The organism is Methanocaldococcus sp., from assembly GCF_024490875.1.
GTDB lineage: Archaea > AGJL01 > Methanococci > Methanococcales > Methanocaldococcaceae > Methanocaldococcus.
Window position 1 is genome coordinate 23339 of record NZ_JACCLX010000029.1, and the last position, 17812, is coordinate 41150.

Sequence of the window (17812 nt, forward strand, 5' to 3'; positions counted from 1 at the left end):
TGTTTATTCACCTTTTATCTTTTTAATAGTATATTATCTCCAACATTAACTCCTATATTTTCAGCAACTGGCTTACATTTTGCCTTTAATATATAATAAATTGGCTTATCTATTTCATTCTCATACTCTGTTAAACTTTCATAATTTCCCATACCCTTTGCAATTATTAAATCAGCACTTCTAAATTCTTTTAGGAATTCTTCTGAACACTCCTCCAATATGATTCCAATTATATCAGATCCTGTTGTTATTACTCTACATATTTTATCAATATTTGCTATCTTTGCATCCTCTAATGTAGCATCGTTTAAAATTGGTTTCCCTTTAACAACTGCAACAACTTCTTTATTATATTTAAGAATTTCTTCTATTAAAATTCTGTCAAAAATTATTTCCCCTGCGTTATCACAAATATATAAAACTTTTTTTATTTTTTCATTTTTTAAATCTTCTAATAATTCTTTACTGTTATCTATTTTTAGTTTATCATTTAATGTATCTTCAATTAACTTCTCTATATCTATATCTATGCTGTATGCTCCAAAGTCTATAACATTACCAGCAATTGATGCCAATACTTTTTTTCTTAATCTTTCTAAATCGTTGTTATCATTACACAATTCTCTAACTTTGTCTAAATATTTTAATGCAATTTTATTCGCTTTTTCTTTTAAATTCTTATAAGGGTCTTCAGTATTGCTAATTTTTTTTAAATGCCTATGAACAACAGTTCCCATCCACGCTGGAACAGCATTTTCTCCATAAACTTCTTTAATCACTTCCATAGTGTTTTTTATTAATCTAAATTGCTCTTTTTCATCATTTGTTATTTCTTTAACCGCTTCAACAACTTGCCTAATTATACAGATAGCACATTCTGGTTTTATCTTCATATAATTCTCCCTCCACAATTTAGTATTTAAATTAGAACCTTGATATTTTTAGAGGTTTATATAATTGAGAATTATATAATTATGTGGAATGATTAAAAATCTTGGCGATAGATATGATTAACTTTGAGATATTTAAAGAATTCCTATTAAACCTTATAAAGGAATATGGGTATTTTGGTATTTTCTTAGTAGGATTTTCTGAGCCAATATTTCAACCTTTTCCAACAGAGATATTTATTGTCGCTGGCTTATTGGCTGGATTAGATTGGAAATTGGTTTGGATTATTTCAACAGTTGCTTGCAACCTTGGGGCTGTAGTTACATATTATCTTGCAATAAAGTATGGAAAACAGTTAATGTTAAAATTATTTGAAAAGGAGAAAATAGATAAAGGAACTTTCTATTTAAAAAAGTGGGGTATTCTTGGGGTTATTATTGCGAGTTTTACACCAATTCCTTTTGAAGTTATATGTTGGATTTGTGATATCTTTAAAATGCCATTTAAAAAATATATGGTTGCAGTATTTTTAAGTAGGTTAATTAGGCATGGGATGGTTATTATTCCATTTGTTTTAAAAGATCACATCCATTTTTGATTAATACTTTAAATAAAAAATTTCATAATCATAATTTTATATTCTTTATAGGAAAATAATTATTAGAGTTTAAATTTTTATGGTGATGAATTATGTGTTTGGCTATTCCCTGTAAAGTTGTAGAGATAATAGAAGAGGATGGAGAGAAATATGCAATAGCAGAATATAAAGGAGTTAGACAAAAAGCAAAATTAACATTATTAGATAAAGAAGTTAAAATAGGAGATTATATTTTAATTCACACTGGCTATGCATTAGAAGTTTTAAGTGAAGAAGATGCGAAATTAAGTTTAGAAGCATGGGAAGAACTATTTAATGCTTTAAAAGAAATGGAAGAATAAAAAATAATCTATTTTATTCTGGTTCAACTTTTACTGCCCCAGTAGGACAAACATCTTCACAGACTCCACAGTATGTGCAATCTTCTTCTCTTGCAACAACTACCTTATCTCCCTGAATTTCAAAAACTTCCATTGGGCAATTATTTACGCACTCTGCACAGTCAGGACCTTTACATAAATCGTAGTTTATTGTTACTGCCATTTATTATCACCTCATTCTTAATTATTTTTAATTGGATAGTTAAGATATAGTAATATTCTATCTATAAATAGTTATCTATCTATAAATAGTTATCGAAAAATAAGAAAAATTTAAAAATAAATTTTAAAATCTTCTTATATTTGGATTAATTATAGTCCTTTCTATGTTCCAAACTTCATTAAGGACATTTGAGGAAAGATTTGATCTCAAAAAAGGGACTTTAAAACTAACTGCTATATGAGCTAATGAGGAATTATTTCCAAATATTACTGGATAAAGTCCTTTATCCACAATGTAGTTTATATAATAATACATCTCAGTTATTGTTCCCATTTCATAAGGGTATAATTTTACAAAGTCACTTTCTTCATAAATAACATCTGTGCATAAAAACCCATCAAACTCTATGGGTTCTTCAACTTCTAAGTAGTCAATTTGAGATAATTCCTTATCTTTAACAATATCCTTTTTAGTGCTAAGTCCTAATAAAACATCTAAATCTTCATCTTCTTTAAGCTCATCAATTAATTTCCTAATTTTTGGGATTTCGTTGAATATATCACTACAAGTGTATGCTCCATTAATATTTACAATTGAATAATCATTCATTAATTTTTTAGATAATGTTATATAAAAATTAACAATATCCTCTATAGATTCAGCCATAACAATTGGAATTAATTCATTATCATTTTTATCAACTAATATTCCAGATGCAACTATGGGTAAATCTGTTGTTAAAGCCCCTCCTAAAAATTTAAACATAGGAATATCTAAACTATTTGATGCTGCTCTTGCTATACTTATAGATATTCCCATGGCAACATTAGGATTGTTAGATGCTGAAGTTTCACAAATTAATGAATCTATAAAATCAATGTCAGTTGCTGGATATCCAATAAGTTCTGGAGCTATAACATTTTCAACATCAGCTATAGCTTCCTCAGGATTAGCAACATCAATAATATCATAACCAACTGAGATATTAGTCATTGTAGTTATCATAACTTTAATTTTAGCCCCTTTAAAGACTTTTTTTGCACTAATTTTTTCAATAATAACGTTTGTCAATTATATCCACCTCAATTAAAGATTAGAAATTATTCTTTTATGGTCTTATAGGTCTTAATGGGACTTTTCCTTGTTTAATCTCCTCATATGCTATTTTTAATGAACTATCTAAATTTGTTTTAATTGTTATATATGCTCCATTTGACAACTGCAAACTTCTTGCCCCTAAAATTCTTGCAATTTCAAATTTTGTTAATTTCAACATCTCACCTCTAAAACTAAATATATAAAAATGGTGGGGCCGCCGGGACTTGAACCCGGGTCGCACGCCCCCCAAGCGCACAGGATAACCAGGCTACCCCACAGCCCCATAAGAATGTAAAATTTCTAAAAATAATTTTTTATAAGTATTTTTCATCTTGAGCAATAATTTCATCTATAATCTCTTTTCCATCTTCACTAATTCTATATGATATAAACATTCTTCTACAACAGTATTTTTTAATACCTAAATCATCTAATACATCTTTTGGATTCTCTCCATTTAATATTCTTCTTTTATACTCTTCAAAAACTTCGGCAATAACATTACCACAAGAAAAGCATCTAATTGGAAACATCATAATCATCACCTTTTATAAAAAGAAAATTATAACATAAAATAAAGAATTTATCTGTAAGATTTTTGTCTCTTTGCTCTTGGACCTTTTGTAGATCTACTTGGTTTGTGTGGCTCGGTTCTTCTTGCATCACTAACTAACAATGTTCTGTCGTATGCTAAGAATTTATCTCTTAACTCTTTACTACCAGTAAATTCAACTATTGCCTTACCAATAGCAGTTCTTGCGGCATCCATTTGTCCCATAACTCCTCCGCCATTTACGGTAACATCTATATCTATTTGGCTAATGATTTCCTCTCCAGCCAATAAAATTGGTTCCATTAATTTCATTCTTTTATACTTTGGCTCTATTAATTCAATTGGTATTTTATTAATTCTTATTCTACCTTTTCCAGGTCTTGCTACAGCCCTTGCAATTGCCCTTTTTCTTTTACCAACTGTTAAAACTATTTTTTTATTATGTTCTTCCATTTAATCACCTCAGAATTTCGCTCCTAAGTGTTTGCTTAACTCACCTAATGTAATATACTTTGTAGTGTTTAATGGATGAGATATTTTTTCATCAACTTGTAAATTTTTAGGATTGCCAACATAAACCTTAACTCTCTTAAATGCCTCCCTACCTTTTGATTTTTTGTATGGAAGCATTTTTCTTACTGTTCTCCTCAATATATCATCAGGTCTTCTTGGAAACTTTGGACCAAATCTTCTTGGATTAGCAACGTTTTTCTTTTCTCTCTCTTCTTGATATTTTTTTATAATCCAATCTTTATTACCAGTTATAATTACCTTTTCAGCATTTACTATAACTATTTCTTCTCCTCTTAATACTCTCTTTGCCACTTCCGAAGATAATCTCCCCAATATCGCTCCTTCAGCATCTATTACTGTCATTATTATCACCAACGTGTTTTATGCCATAATTCTAACATTTGAACCTTTTGGATTTCTTTTTATTAATTCTTCAATAGTTATAGCCTCTCCTCCTGATTCTTCAATTAACTTTTTAGCTGTTTCTGAAAATGCAAATGCCGCAACTATTACCTTATGATCCAATTTACCTGCTCCTAAAACCTTACCTGGAACTAAAACTATGTCTCCTTCCTTTGTATATCTATTTATTTTACTTAAATTTACTTCAGCCCTTCTTCTTCTGGGCTTTGCTAATCTTCTTGCTATATCCTTCCAAATCTTTGCCTGATTTTTATAACTTTCATATTTTAAAGTCTCAATTAACTTAACCAATCTTGGATTTGTTGCTCTAATCTTTTTCATAATTCTCACCGTGTTTTAAACCTTTTTAAGGTTTTAAAAAATTTAATAATATTTATTTCTCAATTTGTTCCAGTTGTTTTAAAAAACTTTCTGCCTTATTTTTTAATATTTTAACGGCCTCCTCTAATATTTCTTCAGCCTCCATTTGTCCAAATGTTTCTACTAGAAATTCTACCTCATCTTCACTAAGTTGTTTATAAACAGCATTGCATGGCTGCCATTTTGCATGTATTTTACCAATACCTGGAACTGCATCACATTCAATCTGTATTTTTTGCCCTTTACCTAATTTTACAATTGGAATATTTTTAAATGCTACTTCTCCATTATCAGATTTCAAATCTGATGAATAAACTACACATGGTCCTTCTTTTTCTAAGGTGAATTTTATAACTTCATTTTCTAATAATGGTTTTCCCTTAATTGGAACTAATCCCAATCTATGCGCTAAAATTTCATCATCCATTGATGAAGAATTCTCATATATATAAACATCTTCAATAGCATAGGTTGGAACTTCAGAAATCATTATTCTTCTAATAGCATTAGAAAAAGATATTGGTGCTTTTAAAGAAAAAATAAAATTTTCACCAATTCTTGTTTTTTTCTTCTCTTTAATTGTAATCAAAGGTTACCACCTTTATTTTTTAAACCTCTTCTTAGGAGTTGTACCATCGTGTGGTATTGGTGTAACATCCTCAATTCTACCTATTCTTAATCCAGATCTTGCTAATGCTCTAATTGCCGCTTGAGCTCCAGGTCCAGGATTTTTCTGACCACTACCTCCTGGCGCTCTAACTTTTATATGTATGTTGTAAATACCTCTCTCTTTTAATACTTCAGCCAACTTAAAAGCCGCCTGCATTGCTGCATAAGGAGAACCTTCATCTCTCTGATTTCTTGTAACCATTCCTCCTGAGATTCTTGCAATAGTTTCCGCTCCAGTAATATCTGTCGCGTGAATTATTGTGTTATTATAAGATGAGTATATATGAACAATCCCCCATTTTTCTTTTTTTTGTTCAGTCATGGTATTTCACCTTATTATTAATTTATTCAGGCTGTGTTTCTTCTAAACCTATAATTTTTGCTCTTTCTGGATGATCCTCATAATTAAATGGAGAGTTTTTTGCATAGGTAATTTTGTCTTCTTCTTCAACTGATACCATATAACTTGGAGCAGTTACTACTCTACCATTTACAGCTATGTGACCATGAACTATTAACTGCCTTGCTTGTTTAGGTGTTCTTGCCAATCCTTTTCTAAATACAAGTGTTTGTAATCTTCTCTCTAATATATCTTCAACAGTTAAGGATAAGACATCATCAAGAGTAGGATTTTCAATTTTTAAAATACCATATCTTTTTAATACATTAAATAACTGAACTGCCTCTTTAACTCCTTGTTCTGTTCTATCGCTAATTAATCTTCTTGCCTGTCTTCTATACTTTCTTAAAATTGTTTCAGCTTTCCAAACTTCTCTTTTCCTTCTTAACCCATATTTTCTACATAATTCTTTTTCTCTTTCAATTCTTTCTTTAATCCATGGATGGTTAGGTGTTTCATAAGTCTTTTTAAATCTTCTTCTTGGATCTCCCATTTAATCACCTTTGTTAAATTTTTAAATTTATGTTTGTTTTATAAACTTATTAGTTTATTTCTTTCTTCTTGAAACTCCAACAGTAGGTCCTCTTCTAAATGTACTTTTTGTTCTCTGTCCTCTACATGGTAATCCAAGTTCGTGCCTAATTCCTCTATAACATCTAATTCTTTTCAATCTGTTTATATCTTCTTGTTTTACAATCATTAAGTCACTTTCAATAACGTGTTTATCTTTTCCAGTAACATAATCTTTTCTTCTATTAAACATCCATGATGGAATTCCATATTTAGCGGGATCAGCCAATATTTCCTCAATTTTTTTAACTTCTTCTTCAGTTAAGTAACCTGCCAACTTGTTAGGGTCTAATTTAGCTACTCTTATAACAGCTCTTGCCATTGCCTCTCCAACACCATAGGTGTCTTGGAGAGCCATTATTAACTTCTTATTACCATCTAAATCTGTTCTTGAAACTCTAATTAAGTATTTAAATTCAGAATTTTGCATATTTTCAGTCAAGGTTGCACCTCCATAATTCGTGTTTTAATATAAAAATAAAAAACAAAAAATAAAAAATAAGTGGCGCGGAGGGGGGGATTTGAACCCCCGCGGGGCAAAGCCCCATGGGATCTCCAGTCCCACGCCTTGGCCGGGCTAGGCTACCTCCGCTCTAAAATTGTTTTGATCTTTACACTTATCTTATTATGCTATGATTATTAATGGCAATTATTCTTATATATTATTTTCGGTTTGTAGATTTAAAAATAATGTATATAGAAATATTTTAATTATTTAATTAAAATAAACTTTTATTTATATAATTAAAAATTAATAGTATAGACATTAAGTATTAATGAGGGAAATAATATGAAAGTTAAAGTTTCTGAGTATATGACAAAAAATGTCATAACTGTCTCTAAAGATAACACGGTTAAGGATGTTATTAAATTGATAAAAGAGACTGGTCATAACTCATTTCCTGTTGTAGAGAATGGAAAATTAATAGGAATAGTTTCAGTTAATGATATTATTGGCAAGGATGATAATGAAAAAGTGGAAAATGTAATGACTAAAAGAAAGGATATGGTAGTTACAACTCCTGACGCTAATATAATGGATGTTGGCAGAATAATGTTTAGAACAGGGTTTTCAAAATTACCAGTTGTAGATAATGAGAATAATTTAGTTGGGTTAATATCAAATATGGATGTTATTAGATCTCAAATAGAAAAAACTACTCCTAAAAAATTAGAAAATATAATTAAAACTTACCAAAGTTTAGGATACAACTTAAAAGTCGAAAAGAAAGAAGTGGAAGTTAGTAAATTAAAACCTACCCAAAATAAAATACAAGCTGATGAATTAGTCGGAAGAAAGTATGAATTAAAAAAAGGATTGGCTGAACCTATTATAGTAATAAAGAAAAAAAATGACAACCATTATATATTAATAGATGGACATCATAGGGCAGTTGCGGCATATAAAATGGGAATACCAAAGATAGATGCTTATGTTATATACTTAGATACGGATAAAAAACTTGGTATTGAGAAGACTGCTGAAATGATGAATTTAAAATCATTAGATGATATTAAGATTGTTGATGAGGAAGACGAAAACTCAGTTAAATTGAAAAAAGTATATTAAATTTAGGGATAGTTATGATAATTAAGGGTATAAGGGGTGCAAAAATAAATAAAGACATTTTTAATTTAGGATTAGAATTTCAAATTTTAAATGCTGATTTAATAGCGACAAAAAAACATATATTACATGCAATAAATCAGGCTAAGACAAAAAAACCAATTGCTAAAAATTTTTGGATTGAAATTTTAGTTAGAGCATCGGGACAAAGGCAGATACAGGAGGCTATAAAGATTATAGGAGCAAAAGATGGAAATGTTTGCTTAATATGTAAAAATGAGAATACATTTAAAAAGATTCATAAACTAATAGGTGGAGAAGTTGATGATTCAGTTTTAGAACTTAATGAAGAAAAAGAAAAACTAATTAGGAAAGTTTTTAACATAAAAGGTTTTGGAAATACTATTGAGAGAGTTTTGGAGAAGATAGCATTAATTGAATTAAAATAAAATAAGGTGAATGTTGTGAAAGTTATTGATGGTGGTGTTATAGTTCCAAAAGGTTTTAAAGCAAATGGTTATAAGGAAGGAAAGTATGGAGTGGCAATAATAATCTCTGAAAATGAAGCAATTGGAACAGGAGTTTTTACAAAAAATAAAGTTGTTGCACATCCAGTTGTTTTATCAAAAAATCTCATAAAAAATAGAGATAAGTTTAGGGCGATAGTTGCAAACAGTGGAAATGCCAACTGTTATACAAAAAATGGTTTAGAAGATGCGAAAGAAATGCAAAAAATAGTTGCTGAACTTTTTAATATTAAAGAAGAGGAAATTTTAGTGGCTTCAACTGGGGTAATTGGAAGAAAAATGAATATGGAAATTATAAAAAATAGAATAAAAAAAGTTTATGAATTAATGCAAAAAGAAAGTAGTTCAATAAATGCCGCTAAGGCTATAATGACAACTGATACAAAACCAAAAGAGATTGCAGTTGAGTTTGAAGTAAATGGAAAAAAAGTTAGAATTGGGGGAATTGCTAAGGGGGCGGGGATGATACATCCCAATATGGCTACTATGCTCTGTTTTATAACTACTGACATAATTATTGACAAAGAAAACTTAACTAAAATTTTAAAGAGAGTTGTGGATAAAACTTTCAATAATATATCTGTCGATGGAGATACTTCAACAAATGATACTGTCTTTATTTTAGCAAATGGTAGAAGTGGAGTTAATTATGAGGAATGTAAGGAAGAGTTTGAAAAATCTTTACTTTATGTTTGTAGAGAACTTTCCAAAATGATAGTCAAAGATGGAGAAGGTGCAACTAAATTTGTAGAGGTAATAGTTAAAGGAGCAAAAAGTAAAGAGGATGCAATTAAAGCATCAAAGGCAATAGTTAATTCTTTATTAGTAAAAACTGCAATATTTGGAGAAGATCCTAACTGGGGAAGAATATTAGCGGCAGTTGGTTATAGTGGGGCTGATTTTGATCCAAGTATTGTTGATATTATAATTGGTAATAATAAGGAGGAGGTTTATTTAGTCAAAGATGGAACTCCATTAGCAGATGAAGGAACTGATGAGTTAAAAAAAGCAGAAGAAATTATGAAAAGTGATGAAATCAAAATAATAGTTGATTTAAAAATGGGAAACTTTGATAATGTTTGTTATGGATGTGATTTAAGTTATGAGTATGTTAGAATAAATGCTGAATACACTACTTAAATTATTTTTTATTTTAAAATCTATATTTATAAATTTAAATTAATGAATCTTATTAATCAAAATAAAAAAAGAAAAATAAAGGATTTTATTTGATTGGAACGAACATTGAACTTCTTGTAGCACCCATACCAGGAGCTCCGTGCTGAACAGGTTTTCTTGTTAATGAGAACTCTCCTAAGTAATGACCTATCATTTCAGGAGTCACTTTAACTTCAACAAACTCTTTTCCATTATAGACACCAAATGTTAATCCAACCATATCTGGAGTTATAACGAAATCTCTACAATGAGTTCTAATAATTCTTGGTTCTTTACCTTTGTTTAATAATCTTCTTGCTCTTTTAATTTTCATAGCCAATTTTTTCTGTTGTGGAGTTAATCCTCTTAACAATGTTCTTCTCTGCCTTGCAGGTAATAATTTAGCAAACTCTCTCAAAGGCATTTGTTGTAGTTCTTCTAATGTGTATCCTCTATATCTAAATTCAACTCTCTTAGAAATTACCTGTTTTTTCTTTCTTATTCTTCTTCTTTTAGAAGCCATAATAATTCACCATTAGTTATTTTATTTTTATTGTATAATTTATGAAGGTAGGTAGAAAAAATTTAGAGAAAATTACTTCCTGACTCCAGTTCTTCTTGCTGCAATGTGTCCAACTTTTCTTCCTGGGGGCATTCTTCTTGAAACTGTTGTTGGTTTTCCAGTGTGTTGGTGTCTTCCACCACCGAATGGGTGATCGACTGCGTTCATTGCTACTCCTCTAACTCTTGGCCATTTAATAGCCTTAGCCTTCATAGCATAATATTTCTTACCTGCCTTAACAAATGGTTTCTCTTTTCTACCTCCACCAGCGACTACTCCTATTGTAGCTCTACACATTGAATGTAAAGCCTTAATATGTCCAGATGGTAATTTAACATATGTTCTATCATCGTCATGTGTTAAGATATGAGCATAACATCCTCCTGCTCTAACTAATTTTCCACCATCTCCTGGGATTGTTTCTATGTTAAATACTGGGATACCCTCTGGAATTGATCCTAATGGTAAAACATTTCCTGGTTTTATATCAGCGGTAACTCCACATTCTATTATGTCTCCAACTTTCATTCCCTCTGGAACTATTAATAACCCTTCCTCCCCTGTTTCATATTCTACTTTTGCTACTGGGGCACTTCTTCCAGGATCATGTAAAATATCAACAATTTTACCTAAAACTTTTCCTTTTTTTTCTAATTCGTCAAATTTTCTATATTTTGCTTCTCCCCTTCTTTTATGTGAAGGACTTGTATATGTTGGGCTACCTCTACCTCTTCTTTGGGATACTAATCTTTTACCCATATTCATCACCGTTTTTTAATTTATTAGTAGATTCCTAAACTTGCTGCTATTTTACGAGCATCATATCCTTTTTTCAACTTAATGTATGCCTTTTTTTCTCCCTTAGGAGTTATTAATGTATTTACCTTTTCTACTTCAACATCAAACAATTCTTTCATTGCTCTTTTTATGTCTCTTTTTGTAGCCTTTCTATCTACATAAAATACTAACTTGTTTTCTGTTTCAATTAATCTAACAGCCTTTTCTGAAACTACCGGCATTTTTATTACATCAAAAGCATCCATAATTCATCCCCTTGTTTCAAATTTTTTATTTGTTAAATCTCTCTTTTAATTTTTCTATAGCATTTTCAGTCCATACTGTTAATCTTCCAGCAACTCCCCCTGGAGCTAAGTGTATAATTCCTAAATCTTTGGCTGTTATAACATCAACTCCAGGTAGATTTCTTGATGCTAATATTGCATTACATTTATTACCAACAACGACTAAAACACTTCTTGGCTTTTTATATCTTCTACCTCTCATTTTTCCTCTTCCAGATCTAATCTTAATACCATTCTTAGCCCTTATAACATCACTACTTATTCCCAATTTTTCAAAAACTTTAAAAACTTCTTTTGTTTTCTGCAAATCTTCAAATGAATTTTCAACGATTATTGGTAAATTTTCATTTTCAAATATATGTCCTCTTTCTCTAACCAATTCTGGATTTGCTGTTGCGGCAATAGCACTTTTTATAGCCTTAATTCTTTCTTTTTTATTTACTCTCTCCCACAATATTTTTTCAACTTTTGGTGGATGTGCTCTTCTACCTCCAACAGCCTGTGGAACAAATGCCGCCCATCCTTGTGGGGTTCTTATAACTCTTGCCATGCCATGCCCTTTACCTATACACTTTGCAGAAGTTCTCTTACCAGCCATAGGATCTGAACCTTTTGGTTGCAATCTTGCAGTAAATGCAGATAAAAATGCTCTTCTAATTAGATCAGGTCTATATTCTTCTTCAAATACTGATGGCAATTCAATTTCCTTGACTGTTTCACCATTTAAATTATAAACCACTGCTTTCATCTTTATTCACCTTTATCATCTATTTACTCATATTTATCGTTTAAAATTTTTAATTTTAAATTAGTTTATTTTAATTTCCCTGATTATTTCCCTTGTTTTGATGTAGTACTTATGTATGTAATTTCTGGAACCTTAATTAATGGTTCTTGTGGTCTTATAGCTCTTCTTAACACAATTAACCTCTTTGCTGGTCCTTGAACTGAACCTTTTAATACAACATATTTGTTTCTAATAACACCATAGTGTAAGAATCCTCCTTTTGGAGTAATTTCCTCTCCATTATCTCCAATTTTTAATATTCTTTTATTGTATTCTGTTCTTTGATGATAACCCATTTGTCCAGCCATTGGAACTGTCCACATTATCATTTTTGGTTGCCATGGACCTACAGAACCTACGTGCCTACCTACTCCTTTTCTTGCGTGCTTTCCAAATTGTATTTTAACTCCCCATCTTTTTACAGGTCCTTGGAATCCTTTACCTTTTGTAACTCCAATTGTATCAACTAATTCTCCTTCTTGGAAGACATCTGTAATATTTAATTGCTTACCTAAAATCTCCTTAGCGTAGTTTAATCTTTCATCTATATTTTTTCCTCCAATTCTAATTTCTAAAATTTCTGGCTTTTTCTTTGGTAAGGTTGTTAATTTTGGATTTGTATGAACTAAAACTCTAACTTCCTCTATTTTATCTTTTAATGATTCTAAATCTTCTACTGTTTTTTTATCTTCTTTCTTTGGTAATTTGATTTTTCTTTCTAATTCTTTATCTAAATTATCTGCCCAAACTTCTGTTAATGTTGTTAAATAGTTTCTTTCATTTCTTCCATAAACTCTTATTCCAAATACATTAATTGGCGGAGCCTCTAATATTGTGATTGGAGTAAATATTTCCTGCCCAGCATTAGGACTTTTTGGATTATCTTCTTTAATAAATGCATGGCTCATTCCTGCTTTATATACAGGAAATGCTTGCAATCTTACAGTATCTTCTTCTGGCCAACTTCTAATTCTTGGCACAGGTCTTTTTGCTCTTTTTCTTGGACTGAATGCTAAGGAACCTCTTCTTGGTCTATTTACATTTAATCCCATAATCTAACCTCCGAAATATTTATTACTATAAATTAAAAAATCTTAATAATTGTGTTTTTATGTTTTTATATTTATACTATATTAAATTTAAGCCTACAATCGTGCAAACCTGTCATTGCCTATTATGGCTTTTCAGGTTTGCATTAATATTAATAAACATAATAAAAGAAAAGAAGTGTATAAACAAATACTAACAAAAGAGTATATAAAATTTTTGGTGAGAAACATGGAAGAGTTGGAATACTTAATAAACTACCTTGCAAATAAAGACAGCGTTAGAGAAGAAATTTTAAAATTATCAAGGGAAATAGTAAGAGATTGTTCAATGTTAATTAGAAAAATTCACAAATCAGATAAAGAAGAAAATTTTGAAGATAAATTAAAAGAAATTGAAGAAAAAATTAAAAAATTGAATAGTATGGCTACATTTCCAGAGTTCATTGGATATTTATCAACTCCTCAGCAGGAGTTCGTAGAGGCATTGGCATTGTATATGATAAAATTTAAGAACGAAATTCCTAAGTTCAAAGACCTTGATTTTATAAAGGAGGAAAATTATATTTTGGGATTATCTGATGTGATTGGGGAATTAAGGAGAGAAGTTTTAGAATCTATGAAAAATGATGATCTATCAGAAGTTGAGAGATACTTTAAATTTATGGAAACATTATACGATTTTTTAATGAACTTTGATTACTACTATGTTGTAGATAATTTAAGAAGAAAGCAAGATATATGTAGAGGAATCTTAGAAAAAACTCATGGAGATATAGTTACATTTATAGAAAATTTGAAACTTAGAGAAGAACTAAAAAATGTAAAAAATCTTAAATAAATATTTAATTATCTTTTTCATTATCTTTCTCTAAATATACTGTATATGTTGGGAATGCCATCTCTATTCCTTCTTTCTCAAACTCCTCTTTTATTTTTAAATTAATCTCATCAACAGCATTTAAATAATAATCAAAACTAATATTTCTTACAAAATATTCTACTCTTAAATTTAAACTCCAATCACCATATTCTGTAAAATGAACTCTATAGGGGGGTAGAGTGGCAGGATGATTTTCAACAATATTTGTTATTATTTCTTTACCTTTTTTAATTTTCTCAACTGGTGTATTGTAAGTTAAACCAATAGTCATTAAAACTCTTCTTCTATCCCTAACTGTTAAATTTTCAATAGAGGATTCCAACAAATTAGAATTAGGGACTGTTATTAATGTATAATCAAATGTCCTTATTCTTGTACTTCTCATACCAATTTCTTCAACGATTCCTTCAACATCGCCAACTTTAACCCAGTGTCCAAAACTAAATGGCTTATCAATTAATATTAAAACACCTGCAATAAAGTTTTTTATTGTATCTTGCATTGCCAGTGCTACTGCTAAACCTCCAATACCTAAACCAGCCAATATAGCAGTTACATCATATCCAACAGAACTTAAAGCAGTTAATATTCCAAGAACTATTATTAATATTTTTGTAAATTTTTTTAACGGTTTAAATATGTGATCATCAAGTTTTGTTTTAGTTTTTTCAACTAATGGTGATACATAATGTTCGAAAATCCCATCAACAAACTTAACAGCAAAGTATGTTATTGAAAAAATAACAACAACTTTTATAGCACTTTCTATGATTTTATGAATGTAATCAGGTAATACTAAAAAGTTCAATCCAAAATAAAAGAATATAACCACTATAATTACAACTGTTGGTATATCTATGGCGTCTAAAAAAATATCATCAAGTTTTGTTTTTGTTTTAGATACAATTTTTTTTATATAATTTTTTATAAATTTATCTACAATTTTTCCTGCAACAATTCCTAACAATGTAATAGCAATAAAAATAACTATATGAGTTGGAGTATTATTAAATATCTCCATACTCCTACACCTTTCTTATAAAAGTTAATTATTGTTTAATTTACTTACTTATTATTCTGTTTTCTACCTCTTTGAATTTCGTAAATTCTTTCTACATCCTCTACTGTGTTTATATCATCCTTACCTTTATCAAATCTAAATCTTACAACTCTTGGAAATCTTAAAGCATATCCACAGGGATATTTATCAGATTTTTGTATTTCTTCATAAGCAACTTCAATAACAATTTTTGGCTCAACTTCTACCTCTTCCCCTAAATCTCTAATAATTATTTTATCAATCTCCTCTTTTAACATTTCTAAATCACTTTCAGTCAATCCAGTTCCTACATGTCCGATTGGATATAAATTACCCTCCTCATCCCTAACACAAATTTCAAAAGAACTATACCAATCTTTTCTCTTACCCATTCCCCTTTTAGCCTTTGTAATAACAACATCTAAATTTTCAAGAGTTGGTTTAAATTTATACATAGTTCTAACTCTACTCCCCGGAGTATATGGGGCTTTTAGATTTTTAATCATAACTCCCTCATGCCCAATAGACAAACTCCAATTGTAAAACTCTTTTGCCTCATCTGGATCGTTAGTAACTAACTTATAAGATATATCAATAATTTTATCTGATCTCAGTTCTTTTTCTATTCTTTCTCTTTCAGTTCTCCAATCATTTTCATAACCAACAATTTCCTCTAAAACTTTTCTTCTTTTTTCAAACTCTTCATCAATAAATGATTCTCCATTTTTATAAAGTATGTCAAATAAATAAACTCTCAAATTAATTTCCTTCATTATCTTTCCAATGTCATACTTTCTTCTAAACCTCCTAAGAATATCTTGAAATGGCCTTGGCTTTCCAGTATTTTTATCAATTGCTACACATTCTCCTTCAACAATTAACTGATCTACATTAATTTTTTTAACAGCCTCTACAATCTCAGGGAGAGCGTTTGTAACATCTTCCAATCTCCTACTGTAAATTTTAACTTTATCTTTATCTTTGTGTATTTGAACTCTTGCTCCATCATACTTTGTCTCAAATTGTGCCCTACCCATTTCTAATAAAGCCTCTTCAATTGATGGAGCAATTTGTGCCAGCATAGGTTTTATTGGTCTAAATAGTTTTAATTTTAATTCTTCATCATCTAAATCTCCTCTTAATAATTTCTCAGCTAAAAGCCCAATGTCATTGGTTATAGCATATAATTTTTCCAATTTTTCCTTAGGCACATTGAAATAAACTGAAAGTGCCTCCAATATAGTAGGAACATTCATCCCTATTCTCATATCCTCCAATATTAACCTCGCTAAATATCTACACTCAATTGGTGACGCTCTTAAAAATAAACTACTTATTAATCTCAACTTTTTCTTTACTGAACCTTCTCCTTCAATCTCTCCAACTCTCTTTAATGTATTATAAACTTCATCTACAGTTAAAGGCTGAAAAAATAAATAGGACTGCTTAATTTTCGACTTTAACTTTTCAATAGCTAAACCAATATCCCCAGTTTCTTTAATTTTCTCCAATAATTCATCTTTTTTAATTCCTATTGATGTTACCGCATTAATTAAAAGTTTTTCTCCAATTCCTAATTCTCTTTCATCATATTCTGGATAAACTCTACCTATTGCCATGTAACAAATCTTTTTTAAATCTTCTGGCGTTCCTTTTTCTTTAACCATATCAATTAATTTTATAAATAAATCTCTTTTTTCCAATCTTTTAGTGGTTTTTTCAATTTTGTCAAATATTTCACAAACATCTTTCCATAGCATAATTTCACCACATAGAACTAAAATAATTAAAGGATTAAATAAAACTAACTATTTTATTGATTTATTGAAAACCTTCTTTCCCAATTAAAGGAACGAATGCTACTGGACCACAATCTTTTATTATAACTTGATCTCCTCTCTTTTCTGCTAAAATCAATTTTTGTAAATATCTACCTACTGGCATTAATAATTTTCCTCCATCCTTCAACTGTTTTATTAACGGCTCTGGAATTTTAGGACCAGCAGCAGTTACATATATTCTATCATAAGGAGCCAGTGGCTCATAACCCAAAGTTCCATCTCCTACAATCACAATAACATTGTCATATCCCAATTTTCTTAAAGTTCTTTCAGCCCTTTCAGCCAGTTCTGGAATTCTTTCTATACTAACTACTAAACCATCTTTACCAACGATTTCAGCAGTAACAGCCGCGTGATAACCACATCCAGTTCCTACCTCTAAAACTTTCATTCCTGGCTTTAAATCTAATAACTCACTCATCATGCCTACCATATGAATGGCTGAAATCGTTTGACCATAACCAATTTCTAAGGGAGTATCAACATAGGCATATTTTTTTAAATGTTCGGGAAGAAATTCCTCTCTTGGAACTTTTAGTAATGCATCTATCACTCTCTTACTCTTTATATACCCCTCCCTAATTAACTTTTCAATAACTTTCCTTTTCTCTTCCTCTAAGTTCATACTTATCACCAAATAAAATTTAAATAAATTCTATTTTATAATAATTTTTGTAATAGTTTGATTTTGCATGGTGTTAA

The 17812-nt window shown here is 29.9% G+C and carries 26 protein-coding genes and 2 tRNA genes; 6 read left to right on the top strand and 22 right to left on the bottom strand.

The features are described from left to right. Positions 1-14: 14 nt before the first annotated feature. Positions 15-893, bottom strand: coding sequence for a damage-control phosphatase ARMT1 family protein (locus HZY31_RS05390; RefSeq protein ID WP_297318416.1), 879 nt, complete (start codon positions 891-893; stop codon positions 15-17). Between the two features lie 113 nt (positions 894-1006). Here HZY31_RS05390 and HZY31_RS05395 point away from each other — a divergent pair, with 113 nt between their 5' ends. Next, positions 1007-1489 (top strand): YqaA family protein, encoded by a 483-nt coding sequence (locus tag HZY31_RS05395; protein ID WP_297318417.1) that lies wholly within the window; start codon positions 1007-1009, stop codon positions 1487-1489. Between the two features lie 92 nt (positions 1490-1581). Beyond that, positions 1582-1830 carry a HypC/HybG/HupF family hydrogenase formation chaperone gene (locus HZY31_RS05400; protein ID WP_297318418.1) on the top strand — a complete coding sequence of 83 codons (249 nt, stop codon included), beginning with the start codon at positions 1582-1584 and terminating at the stop codon, positions 1828-1830. Positions 1831-1843: 13 nt separating this feature from the next. On the opposite strand, the gene HZY31_RS05405 is transcribed toward HZY31_RS05400, so the two are convergent. The 13 genes from HZY31_RS05405 to HZY31_RS05465 form a co-directional block, all read right to left on the bottom strand. After that, positions 1844-2032 carry a 4Fe-4S dicluster domain-containing protein gene (locus HZY31_RS05405; protein WP_297318419.1) on the bottom strand — a complete coding sequence of 63 codons (189 nt, stop codon included), beginning with the start codon at positions 2030-2032 and terminating at the stop codon, positions 1844-1846. A 123-nt stretch (positions 2033-2155) separates the two neighbouring features. After that, positions 2156-3103, bottom strand: a complete 948-nt coding sequence (locus HZY31_RS05410; RefSeq protein ID WP_297318420.1) for a phosphopyruvate hydratase family protein — start codon at positions 3101-3103, stop codon at positions 2156-2158. A gap of 37 nt (positions 3104-3140) precedes the next feature. Further along, entirely contained in the window at positions 3141-3305 is a 165-nt protein-coding gene (locus HZY31_RS05415; RefSeq protein WP_297318421.1) for a DNA-directed RNA polymerase subunit K, read from the bottom strand. Positions 3306-3336: 31 nt separating this feature from the next. Beyond that, positions 3337-3413: transfer RNA gene (locus tag HZY31_RS05420), tRNA-Pro, on the bottom strand. A gap of 31 nt (positions 3414-3444) precedes the next feature. Beyond that, on the bottom strand, positions 3445-3666 hold the full coding sequence (locus HZY31_RS05425) for a DNA-directed RNA polymerase subunit N (RefSeq protein ID WP_297318422.1): 222 nt from the start codon (positions 3664-3666) through the stop codon (positions 3445-3447). A gap of 47 nt (positions 3667-3713) precedes the next feature. Beyond that, on the bottom strand, positions 3714-4136 hold the full coding sequence (locus HZY31_RS05430) for a 30S ribosomal protein S9 (RefSeq protein WP_297318423.1): 423 nt from the start codon (positions 4134-4136) through the stop codon (positions 3714-3716). A gap of 9 nt (positions 4137-4145) precedes the next feature. Beyond that, a complete protein-coding gene (gene rplM / locus HZY31_RS05435; RefSeq protein WP_297318424.1) occupies positions 4146-4559 on the bottom strand; it encodes a 50S ribosomal protein L13 in 414 nt (137 codons plus the stop codon). Between the two features lie 18 nt (positions 4560-4577). Further along, complete coding sequence (locus HZY31_RS05440) at positions 4578-4940, bottom strand: 50S ribosomal protein L18e (RefSeq protein ID WP_297318425.1); 363 nt, start codon at positions 4938-4940, stop codon at positions 4578-4580. A gap of 52 nt (positions 4941-4992) precedes the next feature. After that, the gene (locus tag HZY31_RS05445) at positions 4993-5568 is read right to left on the bottom strand and encodes a DNA-directed RNA polymerase subunit D (RefSeq protein WP_297318426.1); all 576 of its coding nucleotides are present in this window, start codon (positions 5566-5568) and stop codon (positions 4993-4995) included. A gap of 12 nt (positions 5569-5580) precedes the next feature. Then, positions 5581-5970, bottom strand: coding sequence for a 30S ribosomal protein S11 (locus tag HZY31_RS05450; protein WP_214400285.1), 390 nt, complete (start codon positions 5968-5970; stop codon positions 5581-5583). A 22-nt stretch (positions 5971-5992) separates the two neighbouring features. Next, positions 5993-6541 (bottom strand): 30S ribosomal protein S4, encoded by a 549-nt coding sequence (locus HZY31_RS05455; RefSeq protein WP_297318427.1) that lies wholly within the window; start codon positions 6539-6541, stop codon positions 5993-5995. Positions 6542-6595: 54 nt separating this feature from the next. Next, positions 6596-7048: a 30S ribosomal protein S13 gene (locus tag HZY31_RS05460; RefSeq protein WP_297318428.1), complete on the bottom strand. Its 453-nt coding sequence runs from the start codon at positions 7046-7048 to the stop codon at positions 6596-6598. Positions 7049-7121: 73 nt separating this feature from the next. Next, positions 7122-7210, bottom strand: a tRNA-Ser gene (locus HZY31_RS05465). Positions 7211-7408: 198 nt separating this feature from the next. Between HZY31_RS05465 and HZY31_RS05470 the strand changes: the two genes are divergently transcribed. Genes HZY31_RS05470 through argJ form a run of 3 tightly spaced genes read left to right on the top strand, consistent with a single transcriptional unit; the run spans position 7409 to position 9852 of the window. Continuing rightward, on the top strand, positions 7409-8188 hold the full coding sequence (locus tag HZY31_RS05470; RefSeq protein WP_297318429.1) for a CBS domain-containing ParB/RepB/Spo0J family partition protein: 780 nt from the start codon (positions 7409-7411) through the stop codon (positions 8186-8188). Positions 8189-8202: 14 nt separating this feature from the next. Then, positions 8203-8634: a KEOPS complex subunit Cgi121 gene (gene cgi121 / locus HZY31_RS05475; RefSeq protein ID WP_297318430.1), complete on the top strand. Its 432-nt coding sequence runs from the start codon at positions 8203-8205 to the stop codon at positions 8632-8634. 15 nt (positions 8635-8649) lie between these two features. After that, complete coding sequence (argJ, locus tag HZY31_RS05480; protein WP_297318431.1) at positions 8650-9852, top strand: bifunctional ornithine acetyltransferase/N-acetylglutamate synthase; 1203 nt, start codon at positions 8650-8652, stop codon at positions 9850-9852. Between the two features lie 85 nt (positions 9853-9937). Here the strand turns inward: argJ and rpsS are convergent, their stop codons facing one another. The 5 genes from rpsS to HZY31_RS05505 form a co-directional block, all read right to left on the bottom strand. Further along, entirely contained in the window at positions 9938-10393 is a 456-nt protein-coding gene (gene rpsS, locus HZY31_RS05485; RefSeq protein WP_456371665.1) for a 30S ribosomal protein S19, read from the bottom strand. A gap of 72 nt (positions 10394-10465) precedes the next feature. After that, positions 10466-11191, bottom strand: a complete 726-nt coding sequence (locus HZY31_RS05490; protein WP_214400291.1) for a 50S ribosomal protein L2 — start codon at positions 11189-11191, stop codon at positions 10466-10468. 23 nt (positions 11192-11214) lie between these two features. Next, entirely contained in the window at positions 11215-11475 is a 261-nt protein-coding gene (locus HZY31_RS05495) for a 50S ribosomal protein L23 (RefSeq protein ID WP_214400292.1), read from the bottom strand. 25 nt (positions 11476-11500) lie between these two features. Further along, positions 11501-12262, bottom strand: coding sequence for a 50S ribosomal protein L4 (rpl4p, locus tag HZY31_RS05500; protein WP_297318432.1), 762 nt, complete (start codon positions 12260-12262; stop codon positions 11501-11503). 83 nt (positions 12263-12345) lie between these two features. Continuing rightward, positions 12346-13353: a 50S ribosomal protein L3 gene (locus HZY31_RS05505; protein WP_297318433.1), complete on the bottom strand. Its 1008-nt coding sequence runs from the start codon at positions 13351-13353 to the stop codon at positions 12346-12348. Positions 13354-13579: 226 nt separating this feature from the next. On the opposite strand from HZY31_RS05505, the gene HZY31_RS05510 reads away from it, so the two are divergent. Continuing rightward, the gene (locus tag HZY31_RS05510) at positions 13580-14188 is read left to right on the top strand and encodes a translin family protein (RefSeq protein WP_297318434.1); all 609 of its coding nucleotides are present in this window, start codon (positions 13580-13582) and stop codon (positions 14186-14188) included. A gap of 4 nt (positions 14189-14192) precedes the next feature. Here HZY31_RS05510 and HZY31_RS05515 read toward each other — a convergent pair whose 3' ends face one another. From HZY31_RS05515 to HZY31_RS05525, 3 genes are all read right to left on the bottom strand, one after another. After that, positions 14193-15251, bottom strand: coding sequence for a mechanosensitive ion channel family protein (locus HZY31_RS05515; RefSeq protein ID WP_297318435.1), 1059 nt, complete (start codon positions 15249-15251; stop codon positions 14193-14195). 44 nt (positions 15252-15295) lie between these two features. After that, on the bottom strand, positions 15296-17029 hold the full coding sequence (locus HZY31_RS05520) for an ATP-dependent DNA ligase (RefSeq protein ID WP_297318436.1): 1734 nt from the start codon (positions 17027-17029) through the stop codon (positions 15296-15298). Between the two features lie 61 nt (positions 17030-17090). Then, positions 17091-17735 carry a protein-L-isoaspartate O-methyltransferase gene (locus HZY31_RS05525; RefSeq protein ID WP_297318437.1) on the bottom strand — a complete coding sequence of 215 codons (645 nt, stop codon included), beginning with the start codon at positions 17733-17735 and terminating at the stop codon, positions 17091-17093. Positions 17736-17812 lie beyond the last annotated feature (77 nt).